Source organism: Streptomyces sp. NPDC020489 (assembly GCF_044386545.1).
GTDB lineage: Bacteria > Actinomycetota > Actinomycetes > Streptomycetales > Streptomycetaceae > Streptomyces.
In genome coordinates this window covers 519,137-535,015 of record NZ_JBIRUZ010000001.1, presented here as the reverse complement: position 1 = coordinate 535,015, position 15,879 = coordinate 519,137, and the positions used below count along the sequence as shown (strand labels likewise).

The window sequence follows — 15,879 nt, the reverse complement described above, 5'->3', positions numbered from 1 at the left end:
GCGGGAGTTGGCCAGGCAGGGGGCGCCACGCCGCCACCGGCCGCAGAGCGACAGGCAGGGCAGTGCCAGAGCGGGCGGTGTGTCTGAGACACCGGACGAGGCCGGACCTGGGCGCCGCCCGGCGCCCCGGACACCCGGGTGCCGCCGGGCGCCCCGCACCCGGGGCGCCCGGCGGCCTGCTTCAGCGTGAGTAACGCATCAGCGCGCGCACCATGTGGCACGTCGTGTCCGACGGCGGGTGGACGCCGATCGTCTCCGCCGTGGTGCGTATGGTGTCGTCGCGCGCCTGGTTGGGGAGGTAGACGCCCGAGTCGAGCAGGGCGATGGCGAGCCGCATCGCCTTGAGGCGGCGGTTGTGCGTGATGTACCACTCGCGCGGCCGTCCCGGCGGCAGCGGGCGCTTCTCCACGGGTGCGTAGGGCAGGTCCAGCAGCACCGGGTGCTGGACGGTCGACTGGGTGGGCAACGGCTTCAGTGCGGCAGCGGGCACAGGCATCCTCCTGTCGCGGACAGGGCGTCCGCCGAAGGCCTCGGCGCCCCCGGCAACACCCTCGAACACTGCTTCTATTCTACCCGCCCCCACTGACAAAAGCCCCTGGCCACAAGGGCTTTCGGGGGTGCTGTGACGCAGGTGGAGCACGGGTTTTCGCGTACCGTGGGCGCCATGGAGATCTGGATCAACCCGGCCTGTTCCAAGTGCCGCAGCGCCCTCACCCTGCTCGACGCCGAGGGCGCCGACTACACCGTCCGCCGCTACCTGGAGGACGTGCCGAGCGAGGCCGAGATCAGGGACGTGCTCGACCGTCTCGGCCTCGAACCGTGGGACATCACCCGCACCCAGGAGCCCGCCGCCAAGGAGCTCGGGGTGAAGGAGTGGGCGCGGGACGACTCGACGCGGGAACGGTGGGTCAGGGCGCTGGCCGAGCACCCGAGGCTGATCCAGCGTCCGATCATCACCGCGGACGACGGCACGGCGGTCGTCGGGCGCACCGACGAGGCGGTACGGGACGCCCTGTCCCGGTAGTCAACCGATTGTCCGGCGGCGGGAGTTCGGGGCCCCGGCGCTGTTACCCTCCGCCGCCATGAGCTTCGGTGATCAGGGGACGCCGTGCGGGTCCACGGACCCGTACACCCGGTGGGTGGTCGAGCAGGAGCGGATACGCCGGCGCCGGCGCACCCGGCGTGCGGCGGTCGCGGGGGCGGGGACCGTGCTCGTCGCGGCGCTCACCGCGGGGGCGGTGCTGTACGCGGGTGACGACGGCACGGACGAGGGCGGGACGGCCGCCGCCGCGTCGTCGACCGCGCCACCCGCCCCCTCGGCCACCGGAGCACTCCCCTCGCTGCTCTCCCGGCCCGTGATCCGCCCCGAGCAGGCCTTCCCCGCCACGAGCGTGCGGCTGGACGACGGTTCCCGGTACGAGCGGGTCGACCTGGCCACCACCACCGACTGCTCCACGGGCCTGGCACCGGAACTGGCCGCGCTGGTCGAACGGGGGCTGGGCTGTGCGCGGTTGACCGCGGCGCTGTTCACCGACGCCGAGCGCCGCTCCCAGGTGACGGTGACCGTGCTGAGCTTCCGGCGGGTGGAGGACGCCTCGACCGTGTTCGCGATGGCCTCCATGGACCCGGTGGCCTATCAGGTCGTGTCACTGGATCCGCCGCCGCGGTCGGGGCTGCCGACCGTGCCGCCGGGGTCGGCCGGGGTGTTCCGGCGGTCGATGACCGTGCGGTCCGTGGTGTTCGCCAACGGGCGGTGGGGGGACGGGACGCAGGCCGAGGAGGCCGCGATCACCCGGCAGACCGAGGACGTCCTTCGGTACGCCCACGACAACGTGGTCGCGTACGAGGACCCAAGTGCCGTGTGACGCAGGTTACTTCAGTGACTCCTGTCAATCGCTGAGCAGCTTCGTTCGGTATCTCGTACATAGCGGCGTACGCTCCCCTACCTCTTCAGGAGGCGCGCATGTCGCGCAGGAGAACACTCGGTCCGGGCAAGAAGGTCGCGCTGCTGGTCGGCGCGGCGGCGATGGCGGGCGGTGGGGCCTTCGTCATGGCGAGCACCTCGAACGCCTCGCAGTCGGCGCAGGCGGCCCGGACCAAGGCGGACTCGGCCGTCTGTCAGGGGCTCGCCACCGCCCTGGGCAACAACCAGAAGTTCATCGACGGTCAGCGGGCGAATCCGGACGCGCAGTCCGATGCGCGGATCGCCAACCGTGAGGCGGTCATCGCGCAGATCAAGGTGCAGCAGCAGGCGTCCGGGTGCGCCGTCGGGGAGTCGGCTCAGGACTCCCAGACGGGGCAGCCGGCGGCGCCGAGCGCGGTGCCGAGTGCCGCGCCGAGCGCCGCGCCCAGCGCTCCGGCCGCCGGCGGGGGCGCGGCCTCGGGGCAGCAGGTCTGCACCGGGTCGACCGTCACCCTCTCCGGTGAGGGCGGGGCACCCGCCGCCTCCAGCAACCAGTTCCCGGCGGGGACGAGGCTGAAGGTCACCAACCTGGACAACGACAAGTCGACGACCGTGGAGGTCACCTCGGTCTCCGGCAGCTGTGTCCTGTTGAACAACGCCGCCTTCGAGCAGGTCCGTGAGCCCGGGAAGTTCCTGATCCGGCGGGCCGTGATCGAGAAGGTGGGGTGAGGCCGACGGCGTAGGAACCCGCTGAGGCGGCGGCCGAGTCCGGCGGGTCCGGACCGCGGCAGCGCGTGCGGGGAGACGTGCGGAAGCACGGCCGTCTCCCCGCGCGGCGGCGGTTCGCCCGCCCTCGACGTCACCTCGTACGTGTCATGGGTCCTGCTGTTCGCGGCCACGAGCAGCGGGACCGGCACGTCCAGCCCGCCCGGCGCCTCGGGCGCCGGGCACGGGCCGGCCACCGGCTTCGACACGGAGGGGGAGCCGGCGGCCGCCTCCTGGAGGCACAGCCGCCCGGGGGCGCCCTCCGCATCGCATACGAGGCGTCCGCGCACGTCGGGCGGCCTCACGCCGTGCCACGGGCCGCAGAATCGCCCGGTAACACGGGGTTCACATTCGAGCAATGATCGGGAAATCGCCTGTTGACAGGCTGCCGGGCAGCAAGCGCGGCGTTTCAGTGCCGCAGCGCCGCAGCACCCGCACAAGCGCCTAGAGACCCACCCCCGAAGGATGTGGCCCGTGACCTTCAAGGCTGAGTACATCTGGATCGACGGCACCGAGCCGACGGCCAAGCTTCGTTCGAAGACCAAGATACTGGCCGACTCCGCCAAGGGTGCCGAGCTGCCGATCTGGGGCTTCGACGGGTCCTCCACGAACCAGGCCGAAGGTCACTCCTCCGACCGTGTGCTGAAGCCGGTGTTCTCCTGCCCGGACCCGATCCGCGGCGGCGACGACATCCTGGTCCTGTGCGAGGTCCTCAACATCGACTTCACGCCGCACTCCTCCAACACCCGCGCCGCGCTGGCCGAGGTCGCCGAGAAGTTCGCCGCCCAGGAGCCGATCTTCGGCATCGAGCAGGAGTACACCTTCTTCAAGGACGGCTACCCGCTCGGCTTCCCCAAGGGCGGCTTCCCGGCCCCCCAGGGCGGCTACTACTGCGGTGTCGGCGCGGACGAGATCTTCGGCCGTGACGTCGTCGAGGCGCACCTGGACAACTGCCTCAAGGCGGGTCTGGCGATCTCCGGCATCAACGCCGAGGTCATGCCCGGCCAGTGGGAGTTCCAGGTCGGCCCGGTCGCCCCGCTGGAGGTCTCCGACCACCTGTGGGTCGCGCGCTGGCTGCTCTACCGCACCGCCGAGGACTTCGGCGTCGCCGCGACCCTGGACCCGAAGCCGGTCAAGGGCGACTGGAACGGCGCGGGCGCGCACACCAACTTCTCCACCAAGGCGATGCGCGAGAACTACGACGCGATCATCACCGCCGCCGAGTCGCTGGGCGAGGGCTCCAAGCCGCTCGACCACGTCAAGAACTACGGCGCCGGCATCGACGACCGCCTGACCGGCCTGCACGAGACCGCCCCGTGGAACGAGTACTCCTACGGCGTCTCCAACCGCGGCGCCTCGGTCCGTATCCCGTGGCAGGTCGAGAAGGACGGCAAGGGCTACATCGAGGACCGTCGCCCGAACGCCAACGTCGACCCGTACGTCGTGACGCGGCTGCTCGTCGACACCTGCTGCTCCGCGCTGGAGAAGGCCGGCCAGGTCTGAGCCGTGCGCCGGGACCTTCGGGGGCGTCCACCTGTGCGGTGGGCGCCCCTGCGGCGTGGGGGGCGCCCTTTCGGGACGAGGGAGCGTCCAAGCTGTGAGAGGAGGCTGCTGTCACGGGGCTTCGTCTGCTTCAATGAGCGCATGACCGGCTTCCAGAACCCCCGCGCGACAGGTCGCCATGACCTCGAGCCGTTCTGGCCCTCCCGTCAGCACCATGACTTCGACCGGGTGTGTTGCCGCGCGATGAACGCGCCGGCCCTCTAACGCCGTACACCCCTTCGGCCTTCGGCCTGCGCGCAGTCGACGTACGTCCACCGACGCACCTTCTCGCGCGAAAAGAGCTGATCTCTCATGGCGACCACCCGTACCCGTTCCCTGACCGCCGCCCTGCCCGCCCCCGCCGAGAGCGGCACGCGGCACCGGCTCCGGGCCGTGGGCCCCGACGACGTCCCAGACCTCGCGGACTACCTGCCGCCGGGCGCCACCCTGCTGCCCGCTCCCCCGCACACCCTGCCCGTCCTGCCGGGCCGGCCGCCGATGATCGGCTACCTGGTGCTCGTCCCGGCCGACCAGCAGCCGCCCGTGGCCGCGGAGGCGGTCGGCGCGGCCGGTGCCGACCCGCTCGTCCGCATCGACACCGTGCAGCGCACCGCCGCGGTGAACGGCGCCGAACTCGACCTCACCTACCTGGAGTTCGAGCTGCTCGCCCATCTCGTGGCCAACCCGCACCGGGTGCACACCCGCGACCAGCTGGTCACCACGGTGTGGGGGTACGGACACGTGGGCGACGGCCGTACCGTCGACGTCCACATCGCCCGGCTGCGCCGCAAGCTGGGCGCCGAGCACCGGCAGGTCATCCAGACGATCCGCCGGGTGGGCTACAAGTACGCCCCGCCGGCCGGGCGGTGACCTCCGGGGCTGTCTGCTGAGGGCAGACAGCCGTTCCCTTCGGCCGTACGACCGTACAGAGTCCGTGTCATGAGACTTCTGGTGCTGGGTGGTACGGAGTTCGCGGGACGGGCCGTCGTCGAGGCGGCCCTCGGGCGGGGCTGGGACGTGACCGTCCTGCACCGGGGACGGCACGCGCCCGTGGCCGGTGTGCGGGCCCTGCGCGGCGACCGCACCGCGCCCGACGGGCTCGCCGCGCTCACCGGGACCGGGGACACCTGGGACGCCGTGGTCGACACCTGGTCGGCGGCGCCGTCCGCGGTGCGGGACTCGGCCCGACTGCTGCGGGAGCGCGCCGGGCGGTACGTGTACGTGTCGAGCTGCTCGGTGTACGCCTGGGCACCGCCCGCCGGGTACACCGAGGACGCTCCCCTGGTGGAGGGCGCCCGTGCCGACGCCGGGCAGAGCGACTACGCCCGTGACAAGCGGGGCGGCGAGCTGGCCGCGACCGAGGCCTTCGGCGCGGACCGCTCGCTGCTCGTCCGGTCGGGGCTGCTGATCGGGCCGTACGAGAACGTCGGGCGGCTGCCGTGGTGGCTGGACCGGATGGCGCGGGGCGGCCCGGTGCTGGCCCCGGGGCCGCGCGAGCTGCCGCTCCAGTACGTCGACGTACGGGACCTCGCCGCATGGGTGCTGGACGGGGTGGAGCGGGAGCTGAGCGGGCCGTACAACCTGATGAGCGAGCGGGGGCACACCACCATGGGCGCCCTCCTCGACGCCTGCGCGCGGGTGACCGGGGGCGCCGCCGAGCTGCGGTGGACCGACCCGGAGGTGGTGCTGGGCGCCGGGATCGAACCGTGGACCCAACTGCCGGTGTGGGTGCCGCCGGGCAGCGACCTGCACGACGCGCTGCACGGGGCGGACGTGTCACGGGCGATCGCGGCGGGGCTCCGCTGCCGGCCGGTCGCGGAGACGGTGGCCGACACCTGGGACTGGCTGCGGGAGCTCGGCGGTAGCGCGCCGCGGCGGCCCGACCGGCCCGCGGTGGGGCTGGACCCGGCGCTGGAGGCGAAGGTGCTGGGCCTGACCGGGGCGTGACCCGGGGGTGTCGCGTCCCGGGGGGTGTACCTGGCACCACCCCCCGACCCGGTGGCCAGGCCCCGTGCCACCGCCCCCCGACCTCGGCGAGACTGCTGCCATGGACATCGAGACGCGGGACGGCAGCGGCCCTGTGGGGCCAAAGGGCATGGCACGGGCGGCGGTTCGGGGGTTGGGGCTGGCGCTGGTCGCGCTGCCGGGGGCCGTGCTCTGTTTCACGCTGTCGGTGGTGTCCGTCGCGCTCATCCCGATCGGCGTCGGGATCGTCACCACACCGTGGGTGCTCACCGGGGTGCGGGCGTTCGCCGACTGGCGGCGGGTGCTGGCCGCCGAATGGGGCGGGGTACGGATCCCGTCGGCGTACCGGCCGATCCCCGCGGACGCCAACCCCTGGGCCCGCACCTTCGGCATGCTGCGTGACCCGGCGACCTGGCGGGACCTGCGGTGGCTGCCGGTCGACATGACGGCGGGGTTCGTCACCGCGCTGCTCCCGGCCGTGCTCGTGCTCTATCCGCTGGAGGGGCTCGCGCTGGCGGTGGGGCTGTGGCGGGTGTTCCCCGACGGGTACTGGTACGGGTTCGTGCCGGTCACCGGGCAGGGTACGGCGCTGCTCGCCGGCGCCCTCGGGCTCGTGATCCTCCTGTTCGCCCACTCCTTCACGCTCCGCGCGTTGCAGGCCCACTTCCGGCTCACCCGGGCCGTCCTCGGCGCCGGCCAGGGCGAACTCGCCGAGCGGGTACGGGTGCTGACCGAGACGCGCCGTGACGCCGTGGACACCTCCGCCGCCGAACTACGGCGCATCGAACGGGATCTGCACGACGGGGCGCAGGCCCGGCTGGTCGCCATGGGCATGGACCTGGGCACCATCGAGATGCTCCTGGACAAGGACCCGGAGAAAGCGCGGGAGTTGCTCGCGCAGGCCCGCAGGTCGTCCGTGGACGCTCTCGCCGAGCTGCGCGACCTGGTGCGCGGCATCCATCCGCCGGTGCTCGCCGAGCGCGGACTCGGGGACGCCGTACGGGCGTTGGCGCTGCGGCTGCCGCTGCCCTCCGAGGTGACGGTGGAACTGCCCGGGCGGGTCGAGGAGCCGGTGGAGACGGCGGCGTACTTCGCGGTCAGCGAGGTGCTCACCAACGCCGTGAAGCACTCGGGCGCCGACCGGCTGTGGGTGGACCTGCACCACGCCGAGGGCATGCTGCGGATCACCGTCACCGACGACGGCAGGGGCGGAGCGACGGTCGGGGCGGGGTCGGGGCTGGCCGGGGTGGAGCGCCGGCTGGGTACATTCGACGGCGTCCTGGCCGTCAGCTCTCCCGCGGGCGGTCCCACCATGGTCACCATGGAGATCCCTTGCGCGTTGTCCTAGCCGAAGACCTGTTCCTGCTGCGGGACGGACTGGTCCGGTTGCTCGAGGCCCATGACTTCGAGATCGCCGCGGCCGTCGAGTCCGGCCCCGAGCTCGCCCGCGCGCTGGCCGAACTGGAGCCGGACGTCGCCGTGGTCGACGTACGGCTGCCGCCCACGCACACCGACGAGGGCCTGCAGTGCGCGCTCCAGGCGCGGCGGGAGCGACCCGGGCTGCCGGTGCTGGTGCTGTCGCAGCACGTGGAGCAGCTGTACGCGCGGGAGCTGCTGGCGGACGGCACCGGTGGGGTGGGGTACCTGCTGAAGGACCGGGTGTTCGACGCGGCGCAGTTCGTGGACGCCGTGCGCCGGGTGGCGGCGGGCGGGACGGCCATGGACCCGCAGGTGATCCAGCAGCTGCTGACCCGGCGGGCGGCGGCCGACCAGCCGCTCGGGCGGCTGACGCCCCGGGAGCTGGAGGTGCTGGAGCTGATGGCGCAGGGCCGTACCAACGCCGCGATCGCGGACCAGCTCGTCGTCACGGAACGGGCCATTGCCAAGCACACCTCCAACATCTTCGCCAAACTGGGCCTGGAGGTGTCGGACGATGACAATCGACGCGTTCTGGCGGTCCTCGCCTATCTGGACCGGGGCCGGTGACAGCTCCCTGATTCTGTGTAACACCCGCTGCTCAGGCCGTTGTTGGGGCCAGGTGGCCGATCAATCCTCTGATTTGTTTGTGGGACGGCTGAACACCCTTGGGACGGCGTCCGTATGGAAGTGCGCCGCTTCACTCCTGTCGGGCGCCTCGATAGCCCCCGCAAGGAAGTCAGAGGAGTTCCATGGGACGCAACAATCGCAAACGCCGTACGTCGATGACCACCAAGGTCGTGGCGGGGTCGGCAGCCCTAGCGCTCGGTGGGGGCGGGCTTGTCTGGGCGAACTTCTACGCATCGGCTCATGAGTCGAACGCGGGACGCAACCAGGTGAAGGCCGCCGGGGCCCAGATCGCCACGATCCAGTGCCCGGACGTCGGTCAGAAGCTGACGAACGTCCCGAACGGCGCCCGGAACGGCGTGAGTACGGAGCTGGCGAATCTGGACAAGCAGATCACCGAGGCCTACGCACGGCTCGCCGCCACCCGCCAGGCGCAGGCGCGGGACGCGGGGTTCGTGCAGAACGCCATCCTCGGCCCGCTCAAGGACAAGCGGTCCGCGGCCCTGGACCGGATCCGGATCAACATCCAGCGGGCGGGCGGACAGGTGGTCAACCTGGGTCAGTTCGCCGGATGCACCGGTGTCCCGGCCGCGCAGCCGCAGACCAACGACGGCGCGGCCGGCCAGACCGGCGGCCAGCAGCAGGGCGGCGGCCAGCAGCAGAACGGCGGCCAGCAGCAAGGCGGCCAGCAGGGCGGCGGCCAGCAGCAGGGTGGTCAGCAGAACGGACAGGGCGGCAACGGTCCGACGGCCGCCGACTTCGTGGACATCACGAAGGTCCAAGCCAACGCCCAGCTCGGTGTCGGCGCCAACGGACTCCCGGCCAACGGCCGTTCGGGTTCGCGAGGCACCTTCACCACCAAGTGCGGCACGAACGGGAACGACAACCACAACACGGACAACGTGATCGTCGCCCCGGGTGTCTCCAACGGCGCCCACCACCTGCACGACTACGTCGGCAACCAGAGCAACGACGCGTTCGCTAGCGACCAGGAGCTGGCGGGGGCCCAGACCACCTGCCAGAACCAGGGCGACAAGTCGTCGTACTTCTGGCCGGTGCTGCGCGTGCAGGACGGTTCGCAGGACTTCGACCAGAACGCGGCCGGCGGTGGCACCGAGGGCAACGTGGGCAAGATCCTCCAGCCCGCCCAGGCACAGCTGAAGTTCGTCGGCAACAAGCGGGGCAACGTCGTCGCCATGCCGACCGCGCTGCGCATCATCACCGGTGACGCCAAGGCCTTCGTCAACGGCAACGCCAACGCCAACGTGAACTGGAGCTGCACCGGCTTCGAGAACAAGGTCCAGCTCAAGGACAAGTACCCGATCTGCCCGCAGGGCAGCCAGGTGGTCCGTACGACCAACTTCCAGAGCTGCTGGGACGGCAAGAACATCGACAGCGCCAACCACCGCACCCACGTGGCGTTCGTCCAGGCCGACGGCACCTGCGCCAACGGCTTCAAGGCGATCCCGCAGCTTCAGGTCCGGCTGGTCTACAACGTTCCGGCCCCGACCATCCAGAACGGACAGGTCGTGAAGCCCTACGCGGTGGACTCCTTCCCGGAGAACCTGCACAAGCCGATCACCGACCACAACGACTTCATCAACTTCTTCTCGGCGAACACGATGAACAAGATGGTCAAGTGCATCAACAGCGGCCAGAAGTGCCAGTGACCCGGGGCTAGCCCCACAGAGAACCGGCGGTGGGATCTCCCACCGCCGGTTGTCTTGTGCCCCGATGTTCAGTGACCGCCGGAGTGGCTTCCCGTGTGGGCCGAGTGGTCCTGGCCCTCCTCGATGTCGCCGCCGAGCGTGGCGCGCAGGGCGGTCACGGTCTTCGTCGCGCCGACCGCGATCCACTTGCGGCCGACGAGGTAGTGACCGCCGTAGTCCTTGGCCCCGTTGATCCACTCTCGCTGGCCGCGGTCGGTGGCGAAGGTGGCGAGGATGAACTTGCCGTCGGCGTCGCTCTTGCGGCAGGAGCCCTGGCGGATCTCGTCGGCGTCGATCTGGATCGTCGGCTCGCAGCCGACCTCGGCGGCCAGATGCTCCAGGCTGCCGGTGGCCGTTCGCGGCACGGCGGCGCTGTCGTCGTCGCCGCCGGATCCGCAGCCGGTCAGCACGAGGGCCGCCGCGGCGGCCGCGAGCATCGGTCGGGTCAACCTCATCTGTTCCTCCGGAACCTTCCCGTGGGCCTGGGCGCCCGTCCCCTTCCATACGGCCACGGGCCCGGGTCTGCTCAAATCCGCTGTCCCGGCGCGCACACCCGTGCGAGAGTGTGCCGGTGAACGACGACTGGGAAAAGCGGGTCACGGCCGCCTGGGCCACTTTCGACGACTACCCCGAGGAGCGAGCCGCCGAGTTCCGCGCGGTGATCGACGACCTCGTCGCCGAACTCCCCGCCGGCCATCCGGACGGGCCCTTCGAGCGGGCCTGCGCCTGGGACTCCACCGGCCACTCCGACCGGGCCGTCCCGCTGTACCGGGAGGCGCTGGCGCTGGGCCTGACCGGGTACAAGGGCCGCCGGGCCAAGATCCAGCTGTCCAGTTCGCTGCGGAACATCGGGCAGGCCGAGGAGGGCGTCAAGCTGCTGACGCCCGAACTGGACGCCCCTTCGGACGAGTTGGACGACGCCGTACGCGCGACGCTCGCGCTGTGCCTGTCCAGCCTGGGCCGGGACCGCGAGGGCCTCTCGCTCGTCCTCGGCGCGCTGGCCCCCCATCTGCCGCGCTACCAGCGGTCGATGGCCCGCTACGCGCGTGCTCTGGTGGAGCCGGGGGCCTGACTCACCCGGGCGGCGGTGACCAACTCACGATTCGCTCGTTCTGCTGAACGTGCAGTCACAGGATGTCGAACCGCGCCCCGCACCCGCCCCCGAGCCGTTCGTCGACGTCGAACAGGCCGAGGCCGCGCTCGTCGAGCACTACCCCCGGCTCGTCCGGCTCGCCTATCTGGTGCTGCCGCCGAGCCTCGGCCGCAACCGGCGGGTCCTGACGGCGCACGCCCTCACCCAGCGCGCGCTGCCCCGCGGCCGGGCCGAGACGCCGGTCATCCCGGCCCAGTCGACCGGCCGCGACGGCGACCCGGGGTACGCGTTCGTCCGCCTCCAGGTGCTGCGTACGGCGCTGGAGGCGGGCCGGCCGCTGAGCCGCAAGGCGTGGCCGAAGCGCTCCCAGCTGCCGCCGCTGCTCCCCCAGGTGTGGGGCCTGCGGCTCTTCCCGCGCTCGGGCGGCGCCGACGAACTCGCCCTGGACCAGAAGCTGTCCACGCTGTCGGCCCCGGGGCGTGCCGCCTATGTCCTGCGCGGCCTGGAGCGGCTCCCCGACGGAGACGTGCGGCGGGTGCTCACCGCGGTCGGGGTGACGGGGACGGACGCGGCGCTGGAGGAGGCCGACACCGTCCCGGCCGAGCGGTACCCGCTCCTCGACGCCCCCGAGTTCGACCCCTGCTCCCTCCAGGCCCGGCCCACCGACCTCATGCGGCGGCGCCAGCACCTGAAGGCCGGGCTCGCCACCGCCGCCGCGCTCGCCGTGTGCGGGGCCCTGCTGGGGCTGCCGGGCGACGGCTGGGCACCGGACGGTGCCGCCGCGCCGCCGTACGCGCAGAACCCCGCCGCGCAGGCCGCCCTCGACCCGGGCCGGCTGGTCCGCGTCCCGGCCCTCGCCTGGCAGGCCGCCTCCCGCAACGACTTCTCCGTCTGGCCCGCCCGCGGCGACCTCACCGACGACACCGCGCTCCTGCGCCGCGCCCTCGCGGTGTGGGCCCGCCCCGGCCAGACCGTCCACGTCTCCGCGACCCCCGGCACCCCGTCCGGCGGGCCCGCCGGACCGGCCCAGCTCCTCTACGCGGGCACCGTCGACAGCGCGCGCGTGGTGATCCTCTACGACGGTCTGCGCATCGCCCGCTACGCCGAGCCGAAGGACGGCACGCAGGGCGCGGCCCTCGACTTCGCCCGGGTGGACGGCGCGACCTCCGCCGAGGCGAGCGCGGTCGTGCTGGGCCGGTCGGACGGCAACGTCCGCTATCTGATGGCCCCTTGGGTGAAGAAGGCCGCCGAGCGGGACCTGCTGAAGCCCTCCTCCGGCGCGATGGCCCTGCCGCTCACCGACGGGGTGACCTCGCCGCTGTCCGGTCCGGCCCGGGGCAACGGCGGCTGCACGTCCTGGAACGTCCTGGAACTGACGGACCGCGACGGCACCCGGCTGCTGACCGACCTCGGCGAACTGGTCCCGGCGCGGCTCACCACCGGCCGCCCGGGCGCGCTCCACGAGGCCTCGGGCGCCCAGGCGCTGCGTACCTGGGCGCCGTTCGCCTGTTCCCTGTCAGCGATGCGCTCGGCGGGGGTGCGGACGGTGAACGCGTGGGCGTACGCCGAGCAGCCGCTGCCCGACGCGGGCGGGGCGGCGGACTGGGTGTGCACGCGCGCCGAGACCTGGCGCGGTGGCGGCACCCGGACGCTGGCGCAGTTCCACACCCCGGGCGGGGCCTACGGGGCGGTCGCGGCACAGGGCGAGAACGTCCCGGCGTGCGGGCCGCGGGACCCGCAGGTGCTGGCGGGTGTGCTGTGGAAGTCCCAGACGGGGTCGTGGTACCTGCTGGCCGCGGGCAGCGCGAACACGGCGTCGATCCGTACGACGGGTGCGGTGAGCGGCTCCGCGCGGGGGAACCTGCTGGCCGTGAAGACCAAGGAGGGCGCGCGGGCCGGGCTGAAGGGGACGCTGGAGGACGGGCGGACGATCAACGGGCTCCGGTAGTCCGGCCGTCCCGTCGCCGGCCCCATGCGAAGTGATCCGCTTGTGCTGGTTCTGTGAACACCCTTGACCGGACCGGGCCGTTCCAGGCCGGATCCGATCGGTAAGGTGTTCGCATGACTACCGGGGTACGGCGAAGAATGGGAGTCGAGGAGCGGCGGCAGCAGCTGATCGGCGTCGCCCTCGAACTGTTCAGCCAACGCTCGCCCGACGACGTCTCCATCGACGAGATAGCGACCGCGGCCGGCATCTCGCGCCCGCTGGTCTACCACTACTTTCCCGGCAAACTCAGCCTGTACGAGGCCGCGTTGAAGCGCGCGGCGGACGATTTGTCGAGTCGGTTCGTCGAGCCGCGGGAAGGGCCCCTGGGGGGCCGTCTGCTGCGGGTGATGCGGCGCTACTTCGACTTCGTCGACGACCACGGGCCCGGTTTCTCGGCGCTGATGCGGGGCGGTCCGGCGGTCGGCTCCTCGGCGACGAACGCGCTCATCGACGCCGTACGGCAGGCCGCCTACGACCAGATCCTTTCGCATCTGCGGGTGGAGGATCCGCCGCCGCGGCTGGAGCTGGTCATCCGCTCCTGGATCTCCCTCGCCGAGTCGACCGCGCTGATCTGGCTGGACGGCCGGCGCATCCCGCGCGCCGAGCTGGAGAAGCAGCTCGTGCAGGACTTCGCCGCGCTGGCCGCGGTGAGCGCGGCCCACGACGAGGAGATGCGCACGCTGCTGTCCCGGATCCTGCGGGACGAGCCGGGTGACGGGCCGTTCACCGACCTGGCGGCCCGGCTGATCGCGCTGGCCTCCTAGGACCTCACCGGGTTCTCCAGGACGGCCTTGGTGTAGGAGGCGTCCAGGTCGCGCACCTCCGCGGAGAGGTGCACGGTGACGCCGTCCTGGGGCCCGACGTGCTTGCGCAGCAGCTCCACCACGGCCTCGGTGAGCTTCGCCTTGGTCTCCTCGGTCCGTCCGGCGAGCAGCGCGAGCGTGACGTTCACGATCGCGTGGCCCTCCTTCTCGCCGCCGACCGCCTCGTCCCCGGTGCGCAGCACTCGCGTCTTGCACGCCTCCAGCTTCGCGGCCGCGGTCTCGACGACCACCGGGTGCAGCGCGAGGGCGAACTCCTCCCAGTCGACGTGGTCGAGGTGCGGGGAGCGTTCGATGGTGATCTGCGGCATGAGGACGGACTCCTGTTCTAGGGCGACGAGGGCACCCTAACCGTCGTGCGGGAGCCCTCACAGGGCCGTCTCATCGCAACCGCAGCGCGAGCATGGCGATGTCGTCCTCCCGGTCATGGCCGAAGGAGGCCAGGAGGGTGTCGCACAGGGCGTCCAGGCCAGGCAGGGAGCCGACCGCGGCCGCGCGGAGGTGCTCCATCGAGGCCGCGAGGTCGACGCCGCGGGTCTCGATCAGGCCGTCGGTGACCATGAGGAGCCGGTCGGTGGGTTCGAGGAAGAACTCGGTGGCCGGCGGACGGGGCAGGCCGATGCCGAGCAGCGGTCCTGCCGCCTTGACGTAGTCGGCGCCGCCGGTGTCCCGGACGATCAGCGGCGGGATGTGCCCCGCGTTGGCCAGGCGCGTCCGCCCGGTGCCGGGGTCGATCAGGGCCAGGCAGACGGTGGCCGTGAGGTCGGGGTGGTAGCGCCGGAGCATCCGGTCCAGGCGCTCGGCGAGCACGGCCGGGTCACTGTCCTCGACGGCGTAGGCGCGCAGCGCGTGCCGGATCTCCACCATGACGGTGGCCGCGTCCAGCGAGTGCCCGACGACGTCGCCGACCGCGGTGAGCACGCCGTCGTCGGTCCGCAGCACCGCGTAGAAGTCGCCGCCGATCTCGGTCTCCTGGGAGGCGGGCACATAGCGGACCACGACGTCCACGCCCGGCAGCTCCGGCAGCCGGTGCGGCTGGGGCAGGAAGCTGTGCTGGAGGGTGAGGGCGACGTGCCGCTCCACCTGGTACATGAGCAGCGGATGGGCGGCGAACGCGGTGGCCTGGGCCAGCCGGGCCAGCAGGGTGTCGCTCTCGCCGCCCATGCGGCGCATCCCGCGGGCGGGAGCCGCCAGGCACACGGCCGCCCTGCCGTCCTGGGTGGGGACGAGTGCCAGCCGGGCGTCGTGCTCCACGCCGGGCCGGAAGTACCCGGCCGGCCACATCGGCGCGGGCACCGTCGTGAGCTGCATGGCGGACTGTCCCCGGGCGAGCCGCTGGAGCAGGGTGGCCACCGCCCGGTTGGCCGCGTCGTCGGGAAGGGCCACGGGGATGCGGTCCCGGGACAGGCCGCGGTACAGGCGGTCGCCCTGGTCCAGGACGAAGGCGGCGGCGGGGGTGCCCGTGAGCCGGGCGGTGCCCTCGGCCGCCGCGTCGGCGAGTTCCGGCAGGGAGCGTGCCGCCTGAATGGTGACGATGGTCTCCGACAGCTGGGTCAGCCGCCGCACGAGGGCCCGGTCGTCGGCCCGCACCTGTGCGTGGCGCACGGCGGCCCGGACCACGGCCTCGATCTCCAGAGGATCTGCGGGCACCTTCAGATACGCCTCGAACCCCGCGCCCAGGCCCTCGCAGTAGGTGGCCGGGGCCACCGGGGCGGCCGAGAAGTGCACGACGGGCAGTGCGGCCGTGTGGGGCCGCTGTCTGAACAGGCGGCACAGGTCGAAGCCGCTCATGTCCGGCAGGCCCACGTCGACGAGGGCCACGTCGGGCAGGGTGCCCTTGCGCAGCCGTGCGTCGAGTTCGGCGAGCGCCTCGGCGCCGGTGGCGACCGGGACGACCCGGTGGCCCGCCCGGCTCAGCAGGGTGCCCAGGGCGGACCGGCTCGCTTCCGTGTCGTCCACGAGCATCACGGTCGTGCCGGTCGGGTTTCCTTTGACGTCCATGCGTTCAGCCCTTGGACAGCACGGTGGGGCAGACCCGGACGGGCCTGCCC

At 72.5% G+C, this 15,879-nt stretch carries 16 protein-coding genes; 12 read left to right on the top strand and 4 right to left on the bottom strand.

The window, feature by feature from the left end; translation table 11 throughout:
- Positions 1-181: 181 nt before the first annotated feature.
- Entirely contained in the window at positions 182-490 is a 309-nt protein-coding gene (locus ACH41F_RS02380) for a hypothetical protein (protein WP_398832308.1), read from the bottom strand.
- Between the two features lie 174 nt (positions 491-664).
- Between ACH41F_RS02380 and ACH41F_RS02375 the strand changes: the two genes are divergently transcribed.
- The 9 genes from ACH41F_RS02375 to ACH41F_RS02335 all read left to right on the top strand — a co-directional run bounded on the left by ACH41F_RS02375 (position 665) and on the right by ACH41F_RS02335 (position 9,888).
- A complete protein-coding gene (locus tag ACH41F_RS02375; protein WP_391229745.1) occupies positions 665-1,024 on the top strand; it encodes an ArsC/Spx/MgsR family protein in 360 nt (119 codons plus the stop codon).
- A gap of 58 nt (positions 1,025-1,082) precedes the next feature.
- On the top strand, positions 1,083-1,865 hold the full coding sequence (locus ACH41F_RS02370) for a hypothetical protein (protein ID WP_398832304.1): 783 nt from the start codon (positions 1,083-1,085) through the stop codon (positions 1,863-1,865).
- Positions 1,866-1,963: 98 nt separating this feature from the next.
- Positions 1,964-2,632 (top strand): hypothetical protein, encoded by a 669-nt coding sequence (locus tag ACH41F_RS02365; protein WP_398832301.1) that lies wholly within the window; start codon positions 1,964-1,966, stop codon positions 2,630-2,632.
- 510 nt (positions 2,633-3,142) lie between these two features.
- Positions 3,143-4,171, top strand: a complete 1,029-nt coding sequence (gene glnII, locus ACH41F_RS02360; protein WP_391229741.1) for a glutamine synthetase — start codon at positions 3,143-3,145, stop codon at positions 4,169-4,171.
- 351 nt (positions 4,172-4,522) lie between these two features.
- Positions 4,523-5,080: a winged helix-turn-helix domain-containing protein gene (locus tag ACH41F_RS02355; RefSeq protein WP_391229740.1), complete on the top strand. Its 558-nt coding sequence runs from the start codon at positions 4,523-4,525 to the stop codon at positions 5,078-5,080.
- 69 nt (positions 5,081-5,149) lie between these two features.
- Complete coding sequence (locus ACH41F_RS02350; protein ID WP_398832298.1) at positions 5,150-6,157, top strand: SDR family oxidoreductase; 1,008 nt, start codon at positions 5,150-5,152, stop codon at positions 6,155-6,157.
- Between the two features lie 100 nt (positions 6,158-6,257).
- Positions 6,258-7,523: a sensor histidine kinase gene (locus tag ACH41F_RS02345; RefSeq protein WP_398832297.1), complete on the top strand. Its 1,266-nt coding sequence runs from the start codon at positions 6,258-6,260 to the stop codon at positions 7,521-7,523.
- On the top strand, positions 7,508-8,161 hold the full coding sequence (locus ACH41F_RS02340; protein ID WP_391229736.1) for a LuxR C-terminal-related transcriptional regulator: 654 nt from the start codon (positions 7,508-7,510) through the stop codon (positions 8,159-8,161). Before ACH41F_RS02345 ends, ACH41F_RS02340 begins: the two co-directional genes overlap by 16 nt.
- A gap of 182 nt (positions 8,162-8,343) precedes the next feature.
- Positions 8,344-9,888 (top strand): DUF1996 domain-containing protein, encoded by a 1,545-nt coding sequence (locus tag ACH41F_RS02335; protein ID WP_398832294.1) that lies wholly within the window; start codon positions 8,344-8,346, stop codon positions 9,886-9,888.
- A 68-nt stretch (positions 9,889-9,956) separates the two neighbouring features.
- On the opposite strand, the gene ACH41F_RS02330 is transcribed toward ACH41F_RS02335, so the two are convergent.
- Complete coding sequence (locus tag ACH41F_RS02330) at positions 9,957-10,382, bottom strand: hypothetical protein (protein WP_398832291.1); 426 nt, start codon at positions 10,380-10,382, stop codon at positions 9,957-9,959.
- A 116-nt stretch (positions 10,383-10,498) separates the two neighbouring features.
- Between ACH41F_RS02330 and ACH41F_RS02325 the strand changes: the two genes are divergently transcribed.
- The 3 genes from ACH41F_RS02325 to ACH41F_RS02315 all read left to right on the top strand — a co-directional run bounded on the left by ACH41F_RS02325 (position 10,499) and on the right by ACH41F_RS02315 (position 13,771).
- Positions 10,499-10,999: a tetratricopeptide repeat protein gene (locus tag ACH41F_RS02325; RefSeq protein ID WP_391229730.1), complete on the top strand. Its 501-nt coding sequence runs from the start codon at positions 10,499-10,501 to the stop codon at positions 10,997-10,999.
- Between the two features lie 49 nt (positions 11,000-11,048).
- Entirely contained in the window at positions 11,049-12,968 is a 1,920-nt protein-coding gene (locus tag ACH41F_RS02320; RefSeq protein WP_398832289.1) for a hypothetical protein, read from the top strand.
- 113 nt (positions 12,969-13,081) lie between these two features.
- Entirely contained in the window at positions 13,082-13,771 is a 690-nt protein-coding gene (locus tag ACH41F_RS02315) for a TetR family transcriptional regulator (RefSeq protein ID WP_391229724.1), read from the top strand.
- Here ACH41F_RS02315 and ACH41F_RS02310 read toward each other — a convergent pair.
- Entirely contained in the window at positions 13,768-14,139 is a 372-nt protein-coding gene (locus ACH41F_RS02310; protein ID WP_391229722.1) for a 5-carboxymethyl-2-hydroxymuconate Delta-isomerase, read from the bottom strand. The two genes, ACH41F_RS02315 and ACH41F_RS02310, sit on opposite strands and share 4 nt — an antisense overlap.
- 70 nt (positions 14,140-14,209) lie before the next feature.
- Complete coding sequence (locus ACH41F_RS02305; protein ID WP_398832286.1) at positions 14,210-15,829, bottom strand: SpoIIE family protein phosphatase; 1,620 nt, start codon at positions 15,827-15,829, stop codon at positions 14,210-14,212.
- Between the last annotated feature and the right edge of the window lie 50 nt (positions 15,830-15,879).